Origin of the sequence: Pseudochrobactrum sp. sp1633, from assembly GCF_030376605.1 — a bacterium.
GTDB lineage: Bacteria > Pseudomonadota > Alphaproteobacteria > Rhizobiales > Rhizobiaceae > Pseudochrobactrum.
The window spans coordinates 1-14,897 of the sequence record NZ_JARRAE010000005.1 but is presented as its reverse complement, the minus strand read 5'-3'; the positions used below and the strand labels follow the sequence as shown (position 1 = coordinate 14,897).

General features: G+C 50.3%; 14 protein-coding genes. 5 read left to right on the top strand and 9 right to left on the bottom strand.

Features of this window, described 5'->3' with window-relative positions; translation table 11 throughout:
- The first annotated feature begins 264 nt into the window (after positions 1 to 264).
- The gene (locus P8H26_RS07060) at positions 265 to 1,221 is read left to right on the top strand and encodes a DMT family transporter (RefSeq protein WP_374708248.1); all 957 of its coding nucleotides are present in this window, start codon (positions 265 to 267) and stop codon (positions 1,219 to 1,221) included.
- A gap of 5 nt (positions 1,222 to 1,226) precedes the next feature.
- On the opposite strand, the gene P8H26_RS07055 is transcribed toward P8H26_RS07060, so the two are convergent.
- Positions 1,227 to 2,516 (bottom strand): MFS transporter, encoded by a 1,290-nt coding sequence (locus P8H26_RS07055; RefSeq protein ID WP_289632238.1) that lies wholly within the window; start codon positions 2,514 to 2,516, stop codon positions 1,227 to 1,229.
- Positions 2,517 to 2,682: 166 nt separating this feature from the next.
- A complete protein-coding gene (locus P8H26_RS07050; RefSeq protein WP_289632237.1) occupies positions 2,683 to 3,576 on the bottom strand; it encodes a uracil-DNA glycosylase in 894 nt (297 codons plus the stop codon).
- A gap of 356 nt (positions 3,577 to 3,932) precedes the next feature.
- Between P8H26_RS07050 and P8H26_RS07045 the strand changes: the two genes are divergently transcribed.
- A complete protein-coding gene (locus tag P8H26_RS07045; RefSeq protein ID WP_289632236.1) occupies positions 3,933 to 5,600 on the top strand; it encodes an electron transfer flavoprotein-ubiquinone oxidoreductase in 1,668 nt (555 codons plus the stop codon).
- 54 nt (positions 5,601 to 5,654) lie between these two features.
- On the opposite strand, the gene P8H26_RS07040 is transcribed toward P8H26_RS07045, so the two are convergent.
- From P8H26_RS07040 to P8H26_RS07030, 3 genes are all read right to left on the bottom strand, one after another.
- Positions 5,655 to 6,695, bottom strand: coding sequence for an endonuclease/exonuclease/phosphatase family protein (locus tag P8H26_RS07040; protein ID WP_289632235.1), 1,041 nt, complete (start codon positions 6,693 to 6,695; stop codon positions 5,655 to 5,657).
- Between the two features lie 123 nt (positions 6,696 to 6,818).
- Positions 6,819 to 8,345, bottom strand: a complete 1,527-nt coding sequence (locus tag P8H26_RS07035) for an AMP nucleosidase (protein WP_289632234.1) — start codon at positions 8,343 to 8,345, stop codon at positions 6,819 to 6,821.
- Positions 8,346 to 8,430: 85 nt separating this feature from the next.
- The gene (locus P8H26_RS07030; RefSeq protein WP_289632233.1) at positions 8,431 to 8,607 is read right to left on the bottom strand and encodes a hypothetical protein; all 177 of its coding nucleotides are present in this window, start codon (positions 8,605 to 8,607) and stop codon (positions 8,431 to 8,433) included.
- A 462-nt stretch (positions 8,608 to 9,069) separates the two neighbouring features.
- Between P8H26_RS07030 and P8H26_RS07025 the strand changes: the two genes are divergently transcribed.
- On the top strand, positions 9,070 to 9,789 hold the full coding sequence (locus tag P8H26_RS07025) for a glutathione S-transferase N-terminal domain-containing protein (RefSeq protein WP_289632232.1): 720 nt from the start codon (positions 9,070 to 9,072) through the stop codon (positions 9,787 to 9,789).
- Positions 9,790 to 9,856: 67 nt separating this feature from the next.
- Here the strand turns inward: P8H26_RS07025 and P8H26_RS07020 are convergent, their stop codons facing one another.
- Positions 9,857 to 10,201, bottom strand: a complete 345-nt coding sequence (locus P8H26_RS07020) for a DUF2147 domain-containing protein (protein WP_289632231.1) — start codon at positions 10,199 to 10,201, stop codon at positions 9,857 to 9,859.
- Positions 10,202 to 10,601: 400 nt separating this feature from the next.
- Between P8H26_RS07020 and P8H26_RS07015 the strand changes: the two genes are divergently transcribed.
- Entirely contained in the window at positions 10,602 to 10,862 is a 261-nt protein-coding gene (locus tag P8H26_RS07015) for a sel1 repeat family protein (RefSeq protein ID WP_289632230.1), read from the top strand.
- 36 nt (positions 10,863 to 10,898) lie between these two features.
- Here P8H26_RS07015 and P8H26_RS07010 read toward each other — a convergent pair whose 3' ends face one another.
- Positions 10,899 to 11,549, bottom strand: a complete 651-nt coding sequence (locus tag P8H26_RS07010) for a YitT family protein (protein ID WP_289632229.1) — start codon at positions 11,547 to 11,549, stop codon at positions 10,899 to 10,901.
- Between the two features lie 530 nt (positions 11,550 to 12,079).
- On the opposite strand from P8H26_RS07010, the gene P8H26_RS07005 reads away from it, so the two are divergent.
- Positions 12,080 to 12,742 (top strand): antifreeze protein, encoded by a 663-nt coding sequence (locus tag P8H26_RS07005; protein WP_289632228.1) that lies wholly within the window; start codon positions 12,080 to 12,082, stop codon positions 12,740 to 12,742.
- A 203-nt stretch (positions 12,743 to 12,945) separates the two neighbouring features.
- On the opposite strand, the gene P8H26_RS07000 is transcribed toward P8H26_RS07005, so the two are convergent.
- Both P8H26_RS07000 and P8H26_RS06995 read right to left on the bottom strand, forming a co-directional pair.
- Positions 12,946 to 13,719: a hypothetical protein gene (locus tag P8H26_RS07000; protein ID WP_289632227.1), complete on the bottom strand. Its 774-nt coding sequence runs from the start codon at positions 13,717 to 13,719 to the stop codon at positions 12,946 to 12,948.
- 280 nt (positions 13,720 to 13,999) lie between these two features.
- On the bottom strand, positions 14,000 to 14,897 hold an 898-nt coding region (locus P8H26_RS06995), incomplete at its 5' end, for a porin (protein ID WP_289632226.1).

Genomic DNA, 14,897 nt, shown 5'->3' with positions numbered 1-14,897 from the left:
ACATATGGAGATGAAGCTAAAACATTTCGCGGTCAGGTGAAACTGTCTGTGACAATAAATTCCGCTGATCGCTTAAAATGATAATATGAAATGTCCGTTTCGCCATCACAATTATAGCGCGGTTTCTGTGCAGTAAAGTTTTTGAAATTTAGCGGAAATCTATGAAATAGGACTGGAAAACGACCTGCAACCAGCTATGCTAATTGCATAAAATAAGAGGGAGTCTGCCGTATCGTATTCGACGGCAGTTGAGGAATTTTCATTGTGAATGCCCCTGAGCGCCATCTGCCTTTGGCAGATACACCCGCCGTTGCTGCTGAACCAAGACCGTTGCTTGGTATCGCCTGCAAAGTGACATCTGTTTTCATTTTCGTGCTGATGTCGACACTGCTGAAATCTGCTGAAGGTATACCGGCAGGAGAACTGGTTTTCTTCCGTTCTTTCTTCGCGATTTTTCCGGTTGTTATCTATCTGGCCTATACGCATCAATTGAAGGGCGCGATGGTCACCTCAGATATTTTCGGCCATTTCTGGCGCGGACTGGTCGGGGTTATGTCGATGCTCTGCGGCTTCTATGCGCTGACGCTGCTGCCTTTGCCTGAAAGTATCGCCATCAACTATGCATCGCCGCTGATGATTGTTGTGCTGAGTGCTTTGTTCCTCAAAGAGCAGGTGCGCGCCTATCGCTGGAGCGCGGTGCTGATCGGCTTTGTCGGCGTGGTGATTATTGTCTGGCCGCGACTCAGCCTGTTTTCCAGCGGTAATTTTAGTCACGGTGAAGCTGTAGGGGCCGTGTTCGCGCTGATTGCTGCGCTGTCATCGGCTGTGGCGATGATGTTGGTGCGCAAGTTGGTCAAGCATGAGCGCACAGCAACAATTGTGATCTATTTTTCTCTGACCTCGACGATTATTGCGCTGTTTACAATCCCCTTTGGCTGGGTTGTGCCGCAGATGTGGCAGCTGGCACTTTTGGTTGCCGCCGGATTTGCCGGTGGTATCGCGCAAATTTTTCTGACCGAGTGCTACCGCCATGCGGAAATGTCGACCATTGCTCCGTTTGAGTATACGTCAATGTTGCTGGGGCTTGGTATCGGCTACGTGGTTTTCGGCGATGTGCCGACAATGCAAATGCTGATCGGCAGCGTCATTGTGATTGCTGCGGGCATTTTTATTATTTTCCGTGAGCATAAATTATCCGGCAGAAAACTGAGAAGGCACTGAGAACCTCAGTCCTTCATGTTTTCTGTTGGCGTATCTTCTGGAGGAGTATCGTCCTCCGGTACATCGCTGCGCGGATCCATCTGATAACTTTCAGGTGTGTTGATGTTCTTGGTCGCCTGATATTTGAACTCGGTTTTCTGATCGCTGATGGCAGGGCGTTCACGCAGGCTGATGCGCCACAGGGCGTGCAGGCCGTAGGCAGCAAAACAGATGATTAATGTGAGTGGCATGCCGGATTTGCCGAAACTCTCTATCATGCGTGCTGCAATCTGCGGGCCGATCATATTGCCCACGCCGTAAACGATCAGCAGGCCACCGGAGATTTTAACGAATTCATTGGCTTCCGCATAATCATTGGCATGAGCAACATTGAGGCTGTAAATCGGAAACAGCACTGCGCCCATAAGGAAAATGACCATATAACCGCTGAAACCATCGGCCGGAGAAAATTGCGCTAAAACCAGAGACAGGATAACGCCGATGATACCGCTCAGCACCATAATGTAACGACGATCGACAAAGTCCGAGACGCGCCCCAGCGGATATTGAAAAATCGCTCCGCCGATCATGGCTGTTACCAGCATGGTTGCGATGCTTAAATTATGAAGTCCGTTCATTTGGCCGTAAATCGGGGCAAGAATATTCCATGAGCCTGCAATAATGCCGGAGATAAGCGAACCGACAACGGCAGCAGGCGAGCGTCTGTAAAGCCCTTTAATATCAAGCGAGACCTGTGTCAGCGGCTTAGGGGATTCCGCGCGCGACAGGGCGGTCGGGATCAAAGCAAAACTGTAGATCAGGGTGCAGATAATAAACAGCGTCTGCGTGGAAGGATCACCAAACGGCAGAATATACTGACCAGACATGGTGCCGATCATGGTGGTGATCATATAGACGGAGAAAATCATGCCGCGACTGTCATTGTTGACGCGTTCGTTCAGCCAGCTTTCCACCACCATATAGCCGCCTGCCAGCGAGAAACCTGCCAGACCGCGAAATGCCATCCATGCAATCGGGTCGATGATGAGGGAATGCAGCAAAAGCGACATGCCGAGAATGGTCAGCAGAACGGTAAAAACCCGAACGTGACCGACATTGCGCACAAAAATAGGCACCACCAGACAACCGATGGTAAAGGCGAGGGAATAGAATGTTCCCATCCAGCCGATTGTGATTGTTGACCATCCCTCCATACCGGCACGGATAGGCAGTAACAGCCCTGCCAGACCACCGGCCATAAGCATCAGCAGCGTGCTGAAAAGAAGCGCTGTAATCGGCAACAACTGAGCTGGCATAGACTTGTCCGGATATAGAGTTTAAACGGCTTCTCATTCATAAGATGAGTTTAATCAGCGACGCTTTATTGCAAAATCCATCACAGGGATACTGCCATTTTCTGCCTGTGATGAAATTCTTCTTTGCGGATAGTTCGTGTCGCAATTAAGCATGGCTGGCTGGTGCTCAGCCTGCTGTATTTTCCAGTCGCATTTTGACCATCAGCCAGTCCTCCCACGCAAAGCGCTTTTGGGCAGGCGTGCGTAACAAATAGTCGGGATGCAAGCTTGGCATAATGGCAACGGATTGCCCGTTTGCTGTGGTGAGGCTGTGCCAGTTACCACGCAACTTATAGATCGGCTCACGGGAGCCGGTCAGTGCCTTTGCCGCAGGATCGCCCAGCGCTACAATCACTTTTGGTGCAACCAGTTCAATCTGCCGGTCAAGAAACGGACGGCATAAATCAAGCTCCAGCGGAGTTGCAGGGCGATTGCCAGGTGGCCGCCAAGGGAGTGTATTGGCAAGATAAGCCTGTTCGCGCGTGAGATTGATTGCTGCGAGAATGCGGTTGAGCATTTGTCCGGCAGGCCCTGAAAAAGGAACGCCCTCCAGATCATCATCACGCCCCGGGGCATCGCCGATAACCATCAGAGCAGCACCGGCAGAGCCGTCAGCAAAGCAAATATTCTTGGCAGTAAATTTCAGGCGGCAGCCATCAAAACCTGTCATAGCCTGCTGCAATGCAGTCAGGTCGGTGGCGCTGGCCGCAAGTTTACGGGCTTCTTGCAGCAGGACTTCCGGTGCAATAGTGGCTTGCGCGGCAATATTGCTGGCAGCTTGTTGTTTTTGCGGCTGAAGAGCAGACGGCGTATTCTCTTTACGCGGTGCTGGTTGCGCAGAACCGGCCTGTATCGGCGTATTATTGCGCGCACGGTTGTCAGGCAGAGCAGTGCGATTTGGTTGTGTTGCAGCCTCAGTAAACCGGTCAACAGGCTCATCACTGAGCGCGCAATCAACTCCGGCCTCCGCATAAAAGCGAATCAGATCTTCCCAATTGGCTGTTATTGCAGTGTCTGACACACGATTTTTCCGGTTTAAGGCTTGTTTACAGCTCTGAGGTCGCAAATTGTCAGGGCTTTGGCAAGGGCTTTCGGGAACGCTTGTATAAAAACCATTTACATTGACGTAAACGTCAATATTATTGTGATCTGTTAGTGAACAAACGTCATGATCTGCGGCGATTTTGGACAATAGGACGCATTTGAACTGTGTTACAACCCTGTATCAGGGTGAGTAAAGCATTTCAAAGTCCATTGATGGCCACGATAATGTGACGGACTAAAAACAGGGCGGGCGCGATGAATATAATAAACGTGACACGCTCCAGATTATAATAACGGGAACCCGATCCTACGCCCGATGCTATGGAGGAATAAATGAGCGACGCAAACGAACTCCCTGAACCACGCGAAAGTATGGAGTTCGACGTTGTGATCGTCGGCGCCGGTCCTGCCGGTCTTGCTGCTGCGATCCGCTTGAAACAGGTTAATCCTGAGCTTTCTGTCGTCGTTCTGGAAAAGGGCGGTGAGGTCGGTGCGCATATTCTGTCCGGCGCTGTTGTTGATCCTGTTGGTATCGACAAGCTGCTGCCAAATTGGCGCGAAGAGAGCGATCATCCTTTCAAAACACAGGTGACAGATGACCAGTTTTTGGTGCTGGGGCCTGCGGGTTCTGTAAGACTGCCAAACTTCGCAATGCCACCGCTGATGAATAATCACGGCAACTATATTGTGTCGCTGGGCAATGTGGCGCGTTGGCTCGCGACCCATGCGGAAAATCTCGGCGTGGAAATCTATCCGGGCTTTGCTGCCGCGGAAGTGCTTTATAATGAGGCTGGTGCAGTTACAGGTGTTGCGACCGGTGATATGGGCGTTGAGCGCAATGGCGAGCCGGGTCCGAATTACACCCGCGGCATGGAACTGCATGGCAAATATGTGTTGTTTGCAGAAGGTGCACGCGGCTCGCTCTCCAAGCAGGTCATTGCAAAATACAAGCTGGATGAAGGCCGTGAACCGGCCAAATTTGGTATCGGCCTGAAAGAACTCTGGCAGATTGATCCGTCGAAGAGCAAGCCGGGTCTGGTGCAGCACTCTTTCGGTTGGCCGCTGGATTTGAAAACGGGTGGCGGCTCATTCCTGTATCATCTGGAAGATAATCTGGTGGCTGTCGGATTTGTGGTGCATCTCAACTACAAGAATCCGTATTTGTCGCCGTTTGAAGAGTTCCAGCGTTACAAGACACATCCGACGATCCGACCGACCTTTGAAGGTGCCAAGCGCATTTCTTATGGTGCGCGTGCGATTACCGAAGGTGGCTGGCAGTCTGTGCCGAAGCTGACCTTCCCGGGCGGCGCTCTGATCGGTTGTGCAGCCGGTTTCGTTAACGTACCGCGTATCAAAGGCTCGCATAATGCGGTGCTGTCAGGCATTCTGGCTGCGGATAAGGTTGCGGAAGCGATTGCTGCCGGTCGTACCAATGATGAAGTGATTGGCATTGAAAACGAATGGCGCGACAGCGCTATCGGCAAAGACCTGAAGCGCGTTCGCAATGTGAAGCCGCTGTGGTCGAAATTCGGCACCATTATTGGTGTGGCACTGGGTGGTCTGGATATGTGGACAAACCAGTTGTTCGGTTTCTCCTTCTTCGGAACGCTCAAACATGGCAAAACCGATGCGGCTTCGCTTGAACCGGCAGCTAAACATAAGCCAATCAGCTATCCGAAGCCGGATGGTGTGGTGAGTTTTGATCGCTTGTCATCGGTCTTCCTGTCGAGCACCAATCATGAGGAAGATCAGCCGGTTCACTTGCAGGTTAAAAATCTGGAACTGCAGCTGAAATCTGAACATGATGTGTTTGGCGGGCCTTCAACACGCTATTGCCCTGCGGGTGTTTATGAGTGGGTTGAGAAGGACGGCAAGGAAACTTACGTCATCAATGCGCAGAACTGCGTGCATTGCAAAACCTGCGATATCAAAGACCCGAACCAGAATATCAACTGGGTCACTCCGCAAGGTGGAGAGGGACCGGTTTACGCAAATATGTAATATTAATAAAAAACGGCGCCTTTCGGGGCGCCGTTTTTTATTAAGAAATCAGTGTCAGATGCTGACTGCGTTCGGAGCAGGCTGTGGGCTGTCTTCCACAGGCTCGGATGCAGAAGCCGGAACTGAAAATTCCAGCAATAAAGGCTGATGATCCGACCCGATAGGTTCACCGGTGCGGATACTGCGCATCGTTACTGTTTCATTGATGAGAATATGGTCAATCGGCAACCCGATCCACGGGCGCAATGCGTCCGGCAGGCGGGTGGTCAGCCATGTTGGGCCTGCACCGGCAATGCGCTTGGTTTCGGTGAGCATTTCGTACTGGCGCAGATTGGTGCTCCACGGCGCAGCATTGAAATCACCGGCAATGATTACCGGAATACCATGAGGATTGGCCATCGGCTCCAATGCAGGGCGCAGCATCTCAAATTGCTGCACTTGTTTAAAAGGCCACGGCCAAGACTGATGCAGCGACGAAACCAGCACATTGGTGCCGCTTAAGTTAACGAGTGCTGTCGCCAGAACACCGTCACCAGTGCAGACAGGTGTGCCAAAATCGGCGAAAGGACGACGTGACAGAATGCCAACGCCCCATTTTTTCGGCAGAGAACCGCATTGGTGGCGGTAAGGATAGCTGCCTTCCAATGTCTTGAGCCAAGGCTGCCACTGCTCAGACCCTTCCTGATAGGTAATGATATCAGGCTTGTTGCGCGCAACGGCTTGCAGCAAGGCTTTAGGATCGGCGTTATTCTGTAAAAGATTAATCTGCATCAGCCGGTAGGTGACCGCATCGGTTTCCGCTACTGCGGGTTTTGCCTCACCAGACCAGTTTACAGTGGTTGAGAAGGCGCTGAGGCCGAGCAGCGTTACCATTGCCGCTTCACGACGCAGGCTGGTGAAAAGCAGAATAATTCCGCCGATAGCCATAAGCGCTGCAATATGCGCACGAAAATGCGCAAAACTGTCTAGTGCCGGATGAACACGACCGAAAAAGCCCAGCACCAGCGGAACGGATAGCAGGACTAAAACAATCAGCAAGGCAAAGAGCAGAGGAGAAGGCCGTTTGACGGAAGGTGATGGCGTTTTGCTGGACATGGAGACCGTTGAGCAAGAGAAGCAAAAGTGTGCAGCACGATGGCCGGAAAAAGCAGCTTTATCAAGGCTGCATAAAAAAACAGAGCTTTTTAAAGCTCTGTTTCTTCGTTCGCAGGCAGGCTTTTACTGAAAAGCTGTTTCAAAAAAGCTGCGCAGTTTTCGTGAGTGCAACCGGTCTGCAGGCATGGCGGCAATTTTTTCCATTGCGCGGATGCCGATCTGCAAATGCTGCGCAACCTGCTTCTTGTAGAAATCGGTTGCCATGCCTGGCAATTTCAACTCGCCATGCAATGGCTTGTCTGAGACGCAAAGCAAAGTGCCGTAAGGCACGCGGAAGCGGAAACCATTGGCAGCAATCGTGGCCGATTCCATATCCAGCGCTACAGCGCGGGATTGAGACAGCCTTTGCACGGGGCCGCGCTGGTCGCGTAACTCCCAGTTGCGGTTGTCGATCGTGGCAACAGTACCGGTGCGCATGATACGCTTCAGCTCGTAGCCTTCAAGGCCCGTGATTTCCTCGACCGCATCTTCAAGAGCAACCTGAATTTCGGCAAGTGCCGGAATAGGTACCCAGATAGGCAGATCATCATCGAGAACATGGTCTTCTCGCACATAGGCATGGGCAAGCACATAATCACCAAGCTGCTGGCTGTTGCGCAAGCCTGCGCAGTGGCCGAGCATCAGCCATGCATGCGGGCGCAGCACGGCAATATGGTCGGTAATGGTTTTGGCATTGGATGGGCCGACACCGATATTGACCATAGTAATGCCGGAACCATCCGGTTTTGCCAGATGATAGGCAGGCATTTGCGGTAAACGGGCAGGCTCGGCTCCCTGTGACGGGGTGCTGTTTCCGGCAAAGGTAATCAGATTGCCGGGCTCTACAAATTTTGTGAAACCGCCGCCGCCTTCTGCCATCAGTTTGCGGGCATAGGCGCAGAATTCATCCATATAGAACTGATAGTTGGTAAAAAGCACATAGTTCTGAAAATGTGTCGGGCTGGTAGCGGTGTAATGCGACAGGCGCTGCAATGAATAATCAACTCGCTGGCCGGTAAAAGGCGCCAGCGGCATGACCTCAAGGGTCTGGAATTCGGAATCACCATTAACGATGCTGTCATCCGTATTGCCGAGATCCGGTACATCAAACATATCGCGCAACGGAAGTTTGAAGGCATCTGAAACCGATGCTTCAACATAGGTGCCTTCCAGAAAGGCAAAATGCAGCGGGATTGGTGTTGTGGATTCCTGAATAGTCACCGGAACGCCGTGGTTTTTAATCAGCAGGCGGATTTGTTCCATCAGATAACTGTCGAACAGATCAGGGCGTGTCAGCGTGGTTGCGTAATCACCGGGCAGGCTCACATGGCCATAGGCAAGACGCGTATCCACATGGGCAAAACTGGCTGTTGAAAAACGCAGCTCCGGATAAAAAGCGCGGAAGCGTTGCGGTGCAACCTCACCCTTGGCAACCTTATGGAATGCATCGCGTAAGAACGCAGTGTTGCGATCATAGAGTGCACGCAATGCGTCTACCGCAGCGCGGGCATCAGTAAATGATTGAGGAGCAATCGGCTCCGGTGTGGCAATGCCAGCAGAAATAACATCTGAAACAGACTTGCCGGTAAGGGGATTGATTCTTTTGCTCATGCGTTACTATAAGCCGGAATTCTTACAGTTTATATGGCAAGCTTTAAGGGCGTAAACTTGCTTTCACTGTGTGGATCACCGGTGTTTATTTCTGGAGACTAACAAAAAGAACAAGTCCGGTTGCGGTGACTTTTCCGCCGGTATTGGCGGCAATACCGGCAAATCCTGCAATGGGAGCCACAAAGAACAAGCTGAAAACGCCGATGCGCATTGTCAGAAACAGCGCATCCTTTACGTGGTTTAATTTGCTGGCGGGGTTCATCGTACATTCTCCCCTTTTGGCGCTGATTGTTTTGAGGCGGCCTGAATGAGGCGGGAAGTATCGGGTTGCAGCAGGGCGTGAGACGTTAGATGTTCCCCGTATAATGATGGTTGAGAAGTGCGGTTCAGATGGCCGTCATCCAGCAAAGCGATGCTGAGAAGACTGGCTCCAAGCAGAAACAAGCTGATAATGGTAAACCGGTGATACAACATTTCCGTGCCCCGCATGTGTTGTCTGGAATAACCTGTTGCTTCACAAGTTAGACGCAGAGGCCTGAACTCTTGCTGAGGCGGGCGTTCATCAGGCGTTCAAACTTCTGAAATTGCGTTAAGCTTATATTTTTGAACACGAAACGAAATTTGGATTTATGGATTGCTTAATATGTAGTCGTGACTATATTATTGGTTCCGCGCAGTCACACCGACTGCACTTACCGATTTCATAAATCAGGAGCTGATCCCTATGAGTGCCGAGCTTAAAACCCAGACCAAGCCGATTGAACTTTATTACTGGCCAACACCCAATGGCTGGAAGATCAGCATCATGCTTGAAGAACTCGGCATTCCCTATGAAGTGAAGTATATCAATATCGGCAAGGGTGATCAGTTCGAACCGTCATTCCTTAAAATCGCACCGAATAACCGCATGCCTGCGATTATTGATCCGGAAGGGCCGGACGGACAGCCGATCTCCGTGTTTGAATCGGGCGCTATCCTTCAATATCTGGGGCGCAAATTCGGCAAATACTATCCGGCAGATGAGCGTAAGCGTGTAGCCGTTGATGAATGGCTGATGTGGCAGATGGGTGGTCTGGGGCCAATGTCCGGTCAGGCGGGTCATTTCCGTGTCTATGCACCGGAAAAAATCGAATATGGCATCAACCGTTATACCAATGAAGTGAACCGGCTTTATGGTGTGCTGAACCGTCAGCTCGAAGGCCGTGATTACATTGCCGGTGATTACTCTATTGCGGATATGGCCTGTGTGGGCTGGATCAGTGCTTATAAAAACTATGACCAGAAGCTGGAAGATTTCCCGAATCTGAAACGCTGGTATGAAGCGGTATCTGCCCGTCCGGCTGTACAACGCGGTATGGAATTGGGAAAAGCAGAGCGTGAAAAGAGCAATCTGGCAACGGATAAAGCCGCTCAGAGCGTGTTGTTCAACCAGAAAGCCCGCTGAATAATTTAATGAAAGCGCTGCGTATCGCACAGTTACGCAGCGCTTTCACATGATGTCTTCCGATATATTATTGGCGTGTCAGTTTTTCTGTTTTGCAGATCAGGCCGCCCGCAACGCAACCGGCAAGTGATAATGTGTTGTCGCTGACACTGGCTTTTCCTGAATAGGTCTTGCCTTCATCAAGCTTGTTGACCGTGCCTTTGTAGCTGCTGTCTTTGCCGGTCATCTTGCCGATGGATTTGCCTTTAAACTCACCGTTGAGCACTGTGCCGCAATAATCATCGCCACCGCAGTTTTTATATTCAATGATTGTGCCTGACGTACGCTTCCATGTGCCGATAATCGGCTCGGCTGTCAGAGCAGGGGCTGCGGACAGTGTCAGTGCCATAATTGCGAACAGGGTCTTCTTCATCGGTTCCTCCCAGAAATGCGTAATATGTGAAGTGCATATGTTTTACGCTCACGTAAACGTAATCCAAAGAATGCCGCTTGAAAAGAGCTGATTTTGAGGGTGACCAGCATCAATATGCTGTGCTTATAAATAGTCAGATGTGATCTTTGGTTAGCATTGCGTTTAAATTTGCCATGCGTGAAAACGCGTGTTTTTTGCCAAAAACCCGCAAAACCGGCAGAGTTATTCTTAATGAATTCTGATATTTACCGATTGTTCGGACTTTGTTGAGCTGCCGTTAAGGATGGTATTTAACTGCCATTTTAGCTCTTTGCGGCATTCTGATCCCAACAACAGCAGAGATCTGCACGGCTTTTCCGGCTTTAAGCGGACCGCAGTTTAACAGGACAGGATAACAACAATGTTTGCACGTTTCAGCGCGAAGTCAGAAAATAGTATCAATGCCATGCAGGCCGAAATGCTGTTTGAAACCGGCATGATGTATTATGCAGGGCGTGATTGTGTAGCAGATCGTATCGAAGCCTATAAATGGTTCAATATTGCAGCTATTCGTGGTGATGACCGTGCTCTGCCGATGCGCAGTCAATTATCAGAAATGATGAGCAAGTCGGAACTGGTACGTGCCTTGCGTGAGGCACGCGAATGGATGGCGCGTCATTAATCGCGCCACCCGGTTTCTTGCGGGAGACGGGCACTATTAGCTCGTGGCCAGATATCGGCCGGGCTTGTGATTGATGGCAATAATAATATTCATGACCACAGCGCCGATCAGAGAAATGGCAACCTGTTGCGGGGACAGGTAAATCAGCGAGATAGCCATCAAGACGAAATCAAGCCCAAGCTGAAACCATCCGGCGCGGATATTATAATTATCCTGTAAATAGAGCGCGAGAATATTGATCCCGCCAACACCGGCACGATGCCGGAACAGCGCCAGCACGCCCATACCCATCAGCGTGCCACCCATAAAGGCAGCAAAAACCGGTTGCAGGTTGGAGAAGTCTACCCACATCGGGAACAGGCGGGTAAAGATTGACATCAGCGCCACGGCAACAAAGGTGCGGATGGTGAAACGCCAGCCCATCCGTTTGATCGCCAGATAGTAAAACGGCAGATTAATCAGAAAAAATGTAAGAGCAAACTGCCAGTTGGTTGCATAGTGCAAAAGCAGTGCCACACCGGCAGTGCTGCCGGTCATCAGTTTGGCCTGCGCGTAGAGCGTCAGTCCGAGACTCACAAAGCTGGTACCGATAAACATCGCGACCACATCTTCATAAAAGCGGTGTCTTTCTGCCGTCACAACGGGAGAAAGGGCAGGAATTGCATCTGGAGTCGTGACATCAGCCATGAAAAAGACCCTGCAACATACTGCTGCGGCGTGGTTTTAAACGTCGGACAGGATATTGTTAAAAAGCAAACTGAAAAGTGACAGAACCTTCATTGATGTCTGTCAGTTCTGTATTTATCCGAAAAACAGGGTAAAATCAGCGGTGAGAAAATTGTTATTTTTCGTGCGGCAGTAGCGATTTATGTGCAGATTGCCGGTTCATGCATTTCAAAAATTGCGCGAATACCCAAGACTGATATCACCGCGAAGTCTGCAATGAAGAGGCTGATACGCTGTATAAATAAAATTTAAACTGTCATTCAGCGCGGTTTTACTGTTGCAGAGCGTATGCCTTCAGCAATTATCTGCATCCCGGATTATTATAAAAATGCTATGTTTAGGATCTATAATATAAAAAATCGCAATCTTGTCTCACAGCGCGTCAACTCCTTTCAGAATTTGTGAAAAGGATTTGTGTTCGGAATATTATACGATATTGACAGAAAAACGCTTTAGGCACAGTGTTTTAAAACTTACTCAGGAGAACAGAGATGAAAATTCAAACTCTCAGCCGCCTCAGCGGCGCTGCATTGCTGGCAGGAATGGCCGTCTTTGTGCTGTCTTCACCGGCAAGTGCGCTGACTATGGCAGAATGCAGCACGAAATATCAGGCTGCTAAAGATGCCGGCACGCTCGGAACCATGAAATGGAATGATTTCCGTAAAGCGCAGTGCGGTACAGATACTTCTGCTGCTCCTGCCGCAGCACCGGCTGCACCGGCAAAGCCTGCGACAGCAGCAAAACCTGCAAAGCAAGCACCTGCTGCTGATACAGCAGATGCCGCTAAAGGTCTGACCATGCAGCAATGCTCGGCCAAGTATAAAGCAGCGCAGGAAACAGGTCTTGCTACAGGCCTGAAATGGAATGCATTCCGTAAAGCCGAGTGCGGTCCGGGTGCTGACCCTGAAATGGTAACATCCGTTTCGACAAAAGAACCGGCTGCTCCGACTGTAGCTGCACCAAGCGGCGTTAAATTTCCGTCCGCAGTTTCCGGCAAATATGCCACTGAGACTGAAGGCAAGCAGCGCATGAAAACCTGTCTTGATCAGTATTATGCCAACAAAAGCGCTAACTCGCTCAATGGTCTGCGCTGGATCCAGAAGGGCGGCGGTTATTACAGCCTCTGCAATGCTCGCCTGAAGGGTAATTCCTAACGGTCTTGAGCAGTCGCATATTTAAGTGGTGACACTCAGCTATGCGAATTGTTGTAACAGACTAAGGAAACCAGAGCGATTTATCGCTGTGTAAACTCCAATAATTAAAAACACCCGCTTCATTATCATGAGGCGGGTGTTTTCATTTGTAAGTGAAGTGGCTTTTAACGATAGTGAATGATTTTAAGGCAGATGTTTCAGCATTAACCTGCTGCGGTTGGTTTCTTCGCTGTGCCCGGCTTTGCTTTGGCCTTGGTTTTTACCGCTGATTTTGCTGAGGTTTTAGCTGTGCGCTTTGTGGTTTCAGCAGCAGGTGCGCTGACCTTATTCGCAAGCTTCTTAGCTTGGCCTGCCCAGTTTTCGCGCTCTGCGCGACCTGCAAATCCAATGATACGGTTCAGCCAGACCGTTTGATCTGTGTTGAGATTGGCCAGCTGATCATAATGGAAAATGCCGGCATCATATAACTTCGCCTGAATAGATTTGCCTATACCAGAGATTTTTGTCAGGTCGTCCGCCTGATCATTGCGGGGCTTCTTCAGGCGCTCGGGTTCTTTTGCAGGTGCTGGTACTGCAACAGCATCCGTATCTGTTGTCTCTGCAGTTTTTACAGCAGGAGCAATTTCCTGCGCCGGTTTCGACATAAATGCAGCTTTGATGTTGCTCTGTGCGGGGCCGACTGGTTCTGCATCCGGTATGGTTTTTTGTGCAGGCACGATGTTTTTCGCCGGAACTGGCTTCTGAATATCTGTGTGAGTGGTTTTTACAAGTTCAACAGCTTTTGCAGGTTCAGGAGCAGGGGAACTTTTGTGCTCAGTAACTTTGTTTTGGGATCCAGTTGTCGTTTCAGGTGAAATTGCCGGAGAGATTGTGCGGGCAGCAGGTTGCTTCGCTTTTGCAGAGTTAAACTTGCTGTAAAACAGACCAAGGAGAAATACGATTACACCGATCAGGGCGATCCAGAGTAAAAAATCCATATAATTCTCCTTTTGAGCGTTGTCTGGCAGGGCTGCCTGTACTGCACATTCCCGATTATGATTTTTCCTGTTCTAAAGCAGGGCAGAGAATATGTGTGCTGTGAAATATAGCAGATAGCACCGGACTGCAAAATGCCGTGCTTTATAAAGCGTGGGGATAACAGCCCGATTGAAAAACCGCACTTTGCGATTTTAAGCCCGTTATAAGCGCAAAACAGAAAACCCGGCAGCGTGAGCTGCCGGGTTTCTGTAACCTTACGGTCTGTTCTAAGTATAAAACTTAGAAAGAACGCTGGAAGCGGATCATACCACCGAAAGCGTCTTTTTCGCCACCGGCCAGACGAGCTGGATGATCGCTCTTCCATGAAGTGTAGGACACTTCTGGAGTGATTGTGAAGCCTGGAACCAGCTGGTAAGCTACGTTAGCTGTAACAGCGGTTTTGCCCCAATCTTCGTAAGCAGCCTGCAGGTTGATGGTCGCTTTGTCAGTTGCTTTGAACTTCGCGCCACCCCAGACAGCCCAATCGCCGCCCCATGCACCGTACATGCCAACAGCTTCTTCATAAGAAGCGTAACCGCCCTGTACCCATACGGAGAAGGCATCAGTTACGTTTACATCGAGGCGAACTTTACCAGCCCACTCTTCGATTTCAGAGTCGTAAGCTGCAACACCAGCGATCGAACCCCAAGCCTGTTCGAACTTCAGACCACCAACAACGTGTGGCATGTAGTCATCGATAACGCCGTCATAAACGTTGCCATTGATGTCTGTGAATGCATCAACGCGTTCGCCCTGTTCAGCAGAGATAATAGCCGAGAAGCCGTTACCGCCAGTGAATGTGTAGCTGATCAGAGTTGTGTCATATGCACCTGGGTTTACAACGTCATCGTTGATCACGTCGCCGAGGTAACCTGTGAAGGTGTGGAATGCTGATTCATCTTTACCGATGCGCAGACCGCCCAGTTCGATGTAAGCATACTTCAGTTTGTCCTGTTTGAAATCGCCGTCGCCGAATTCAAAACGGTTTTCTGTGAAGGTCTTCAGAGTACCGAGTTCGGTTTCCGAAGCTGTGTGTGTACGCAGTGTGAAACGTGCGTTCTTCGCCCATGTGTCGCGATCACGGCCGGAATATACATCGTCGCCGCCTTTAGCGTCGTAACGAACGTAACCGGAGATA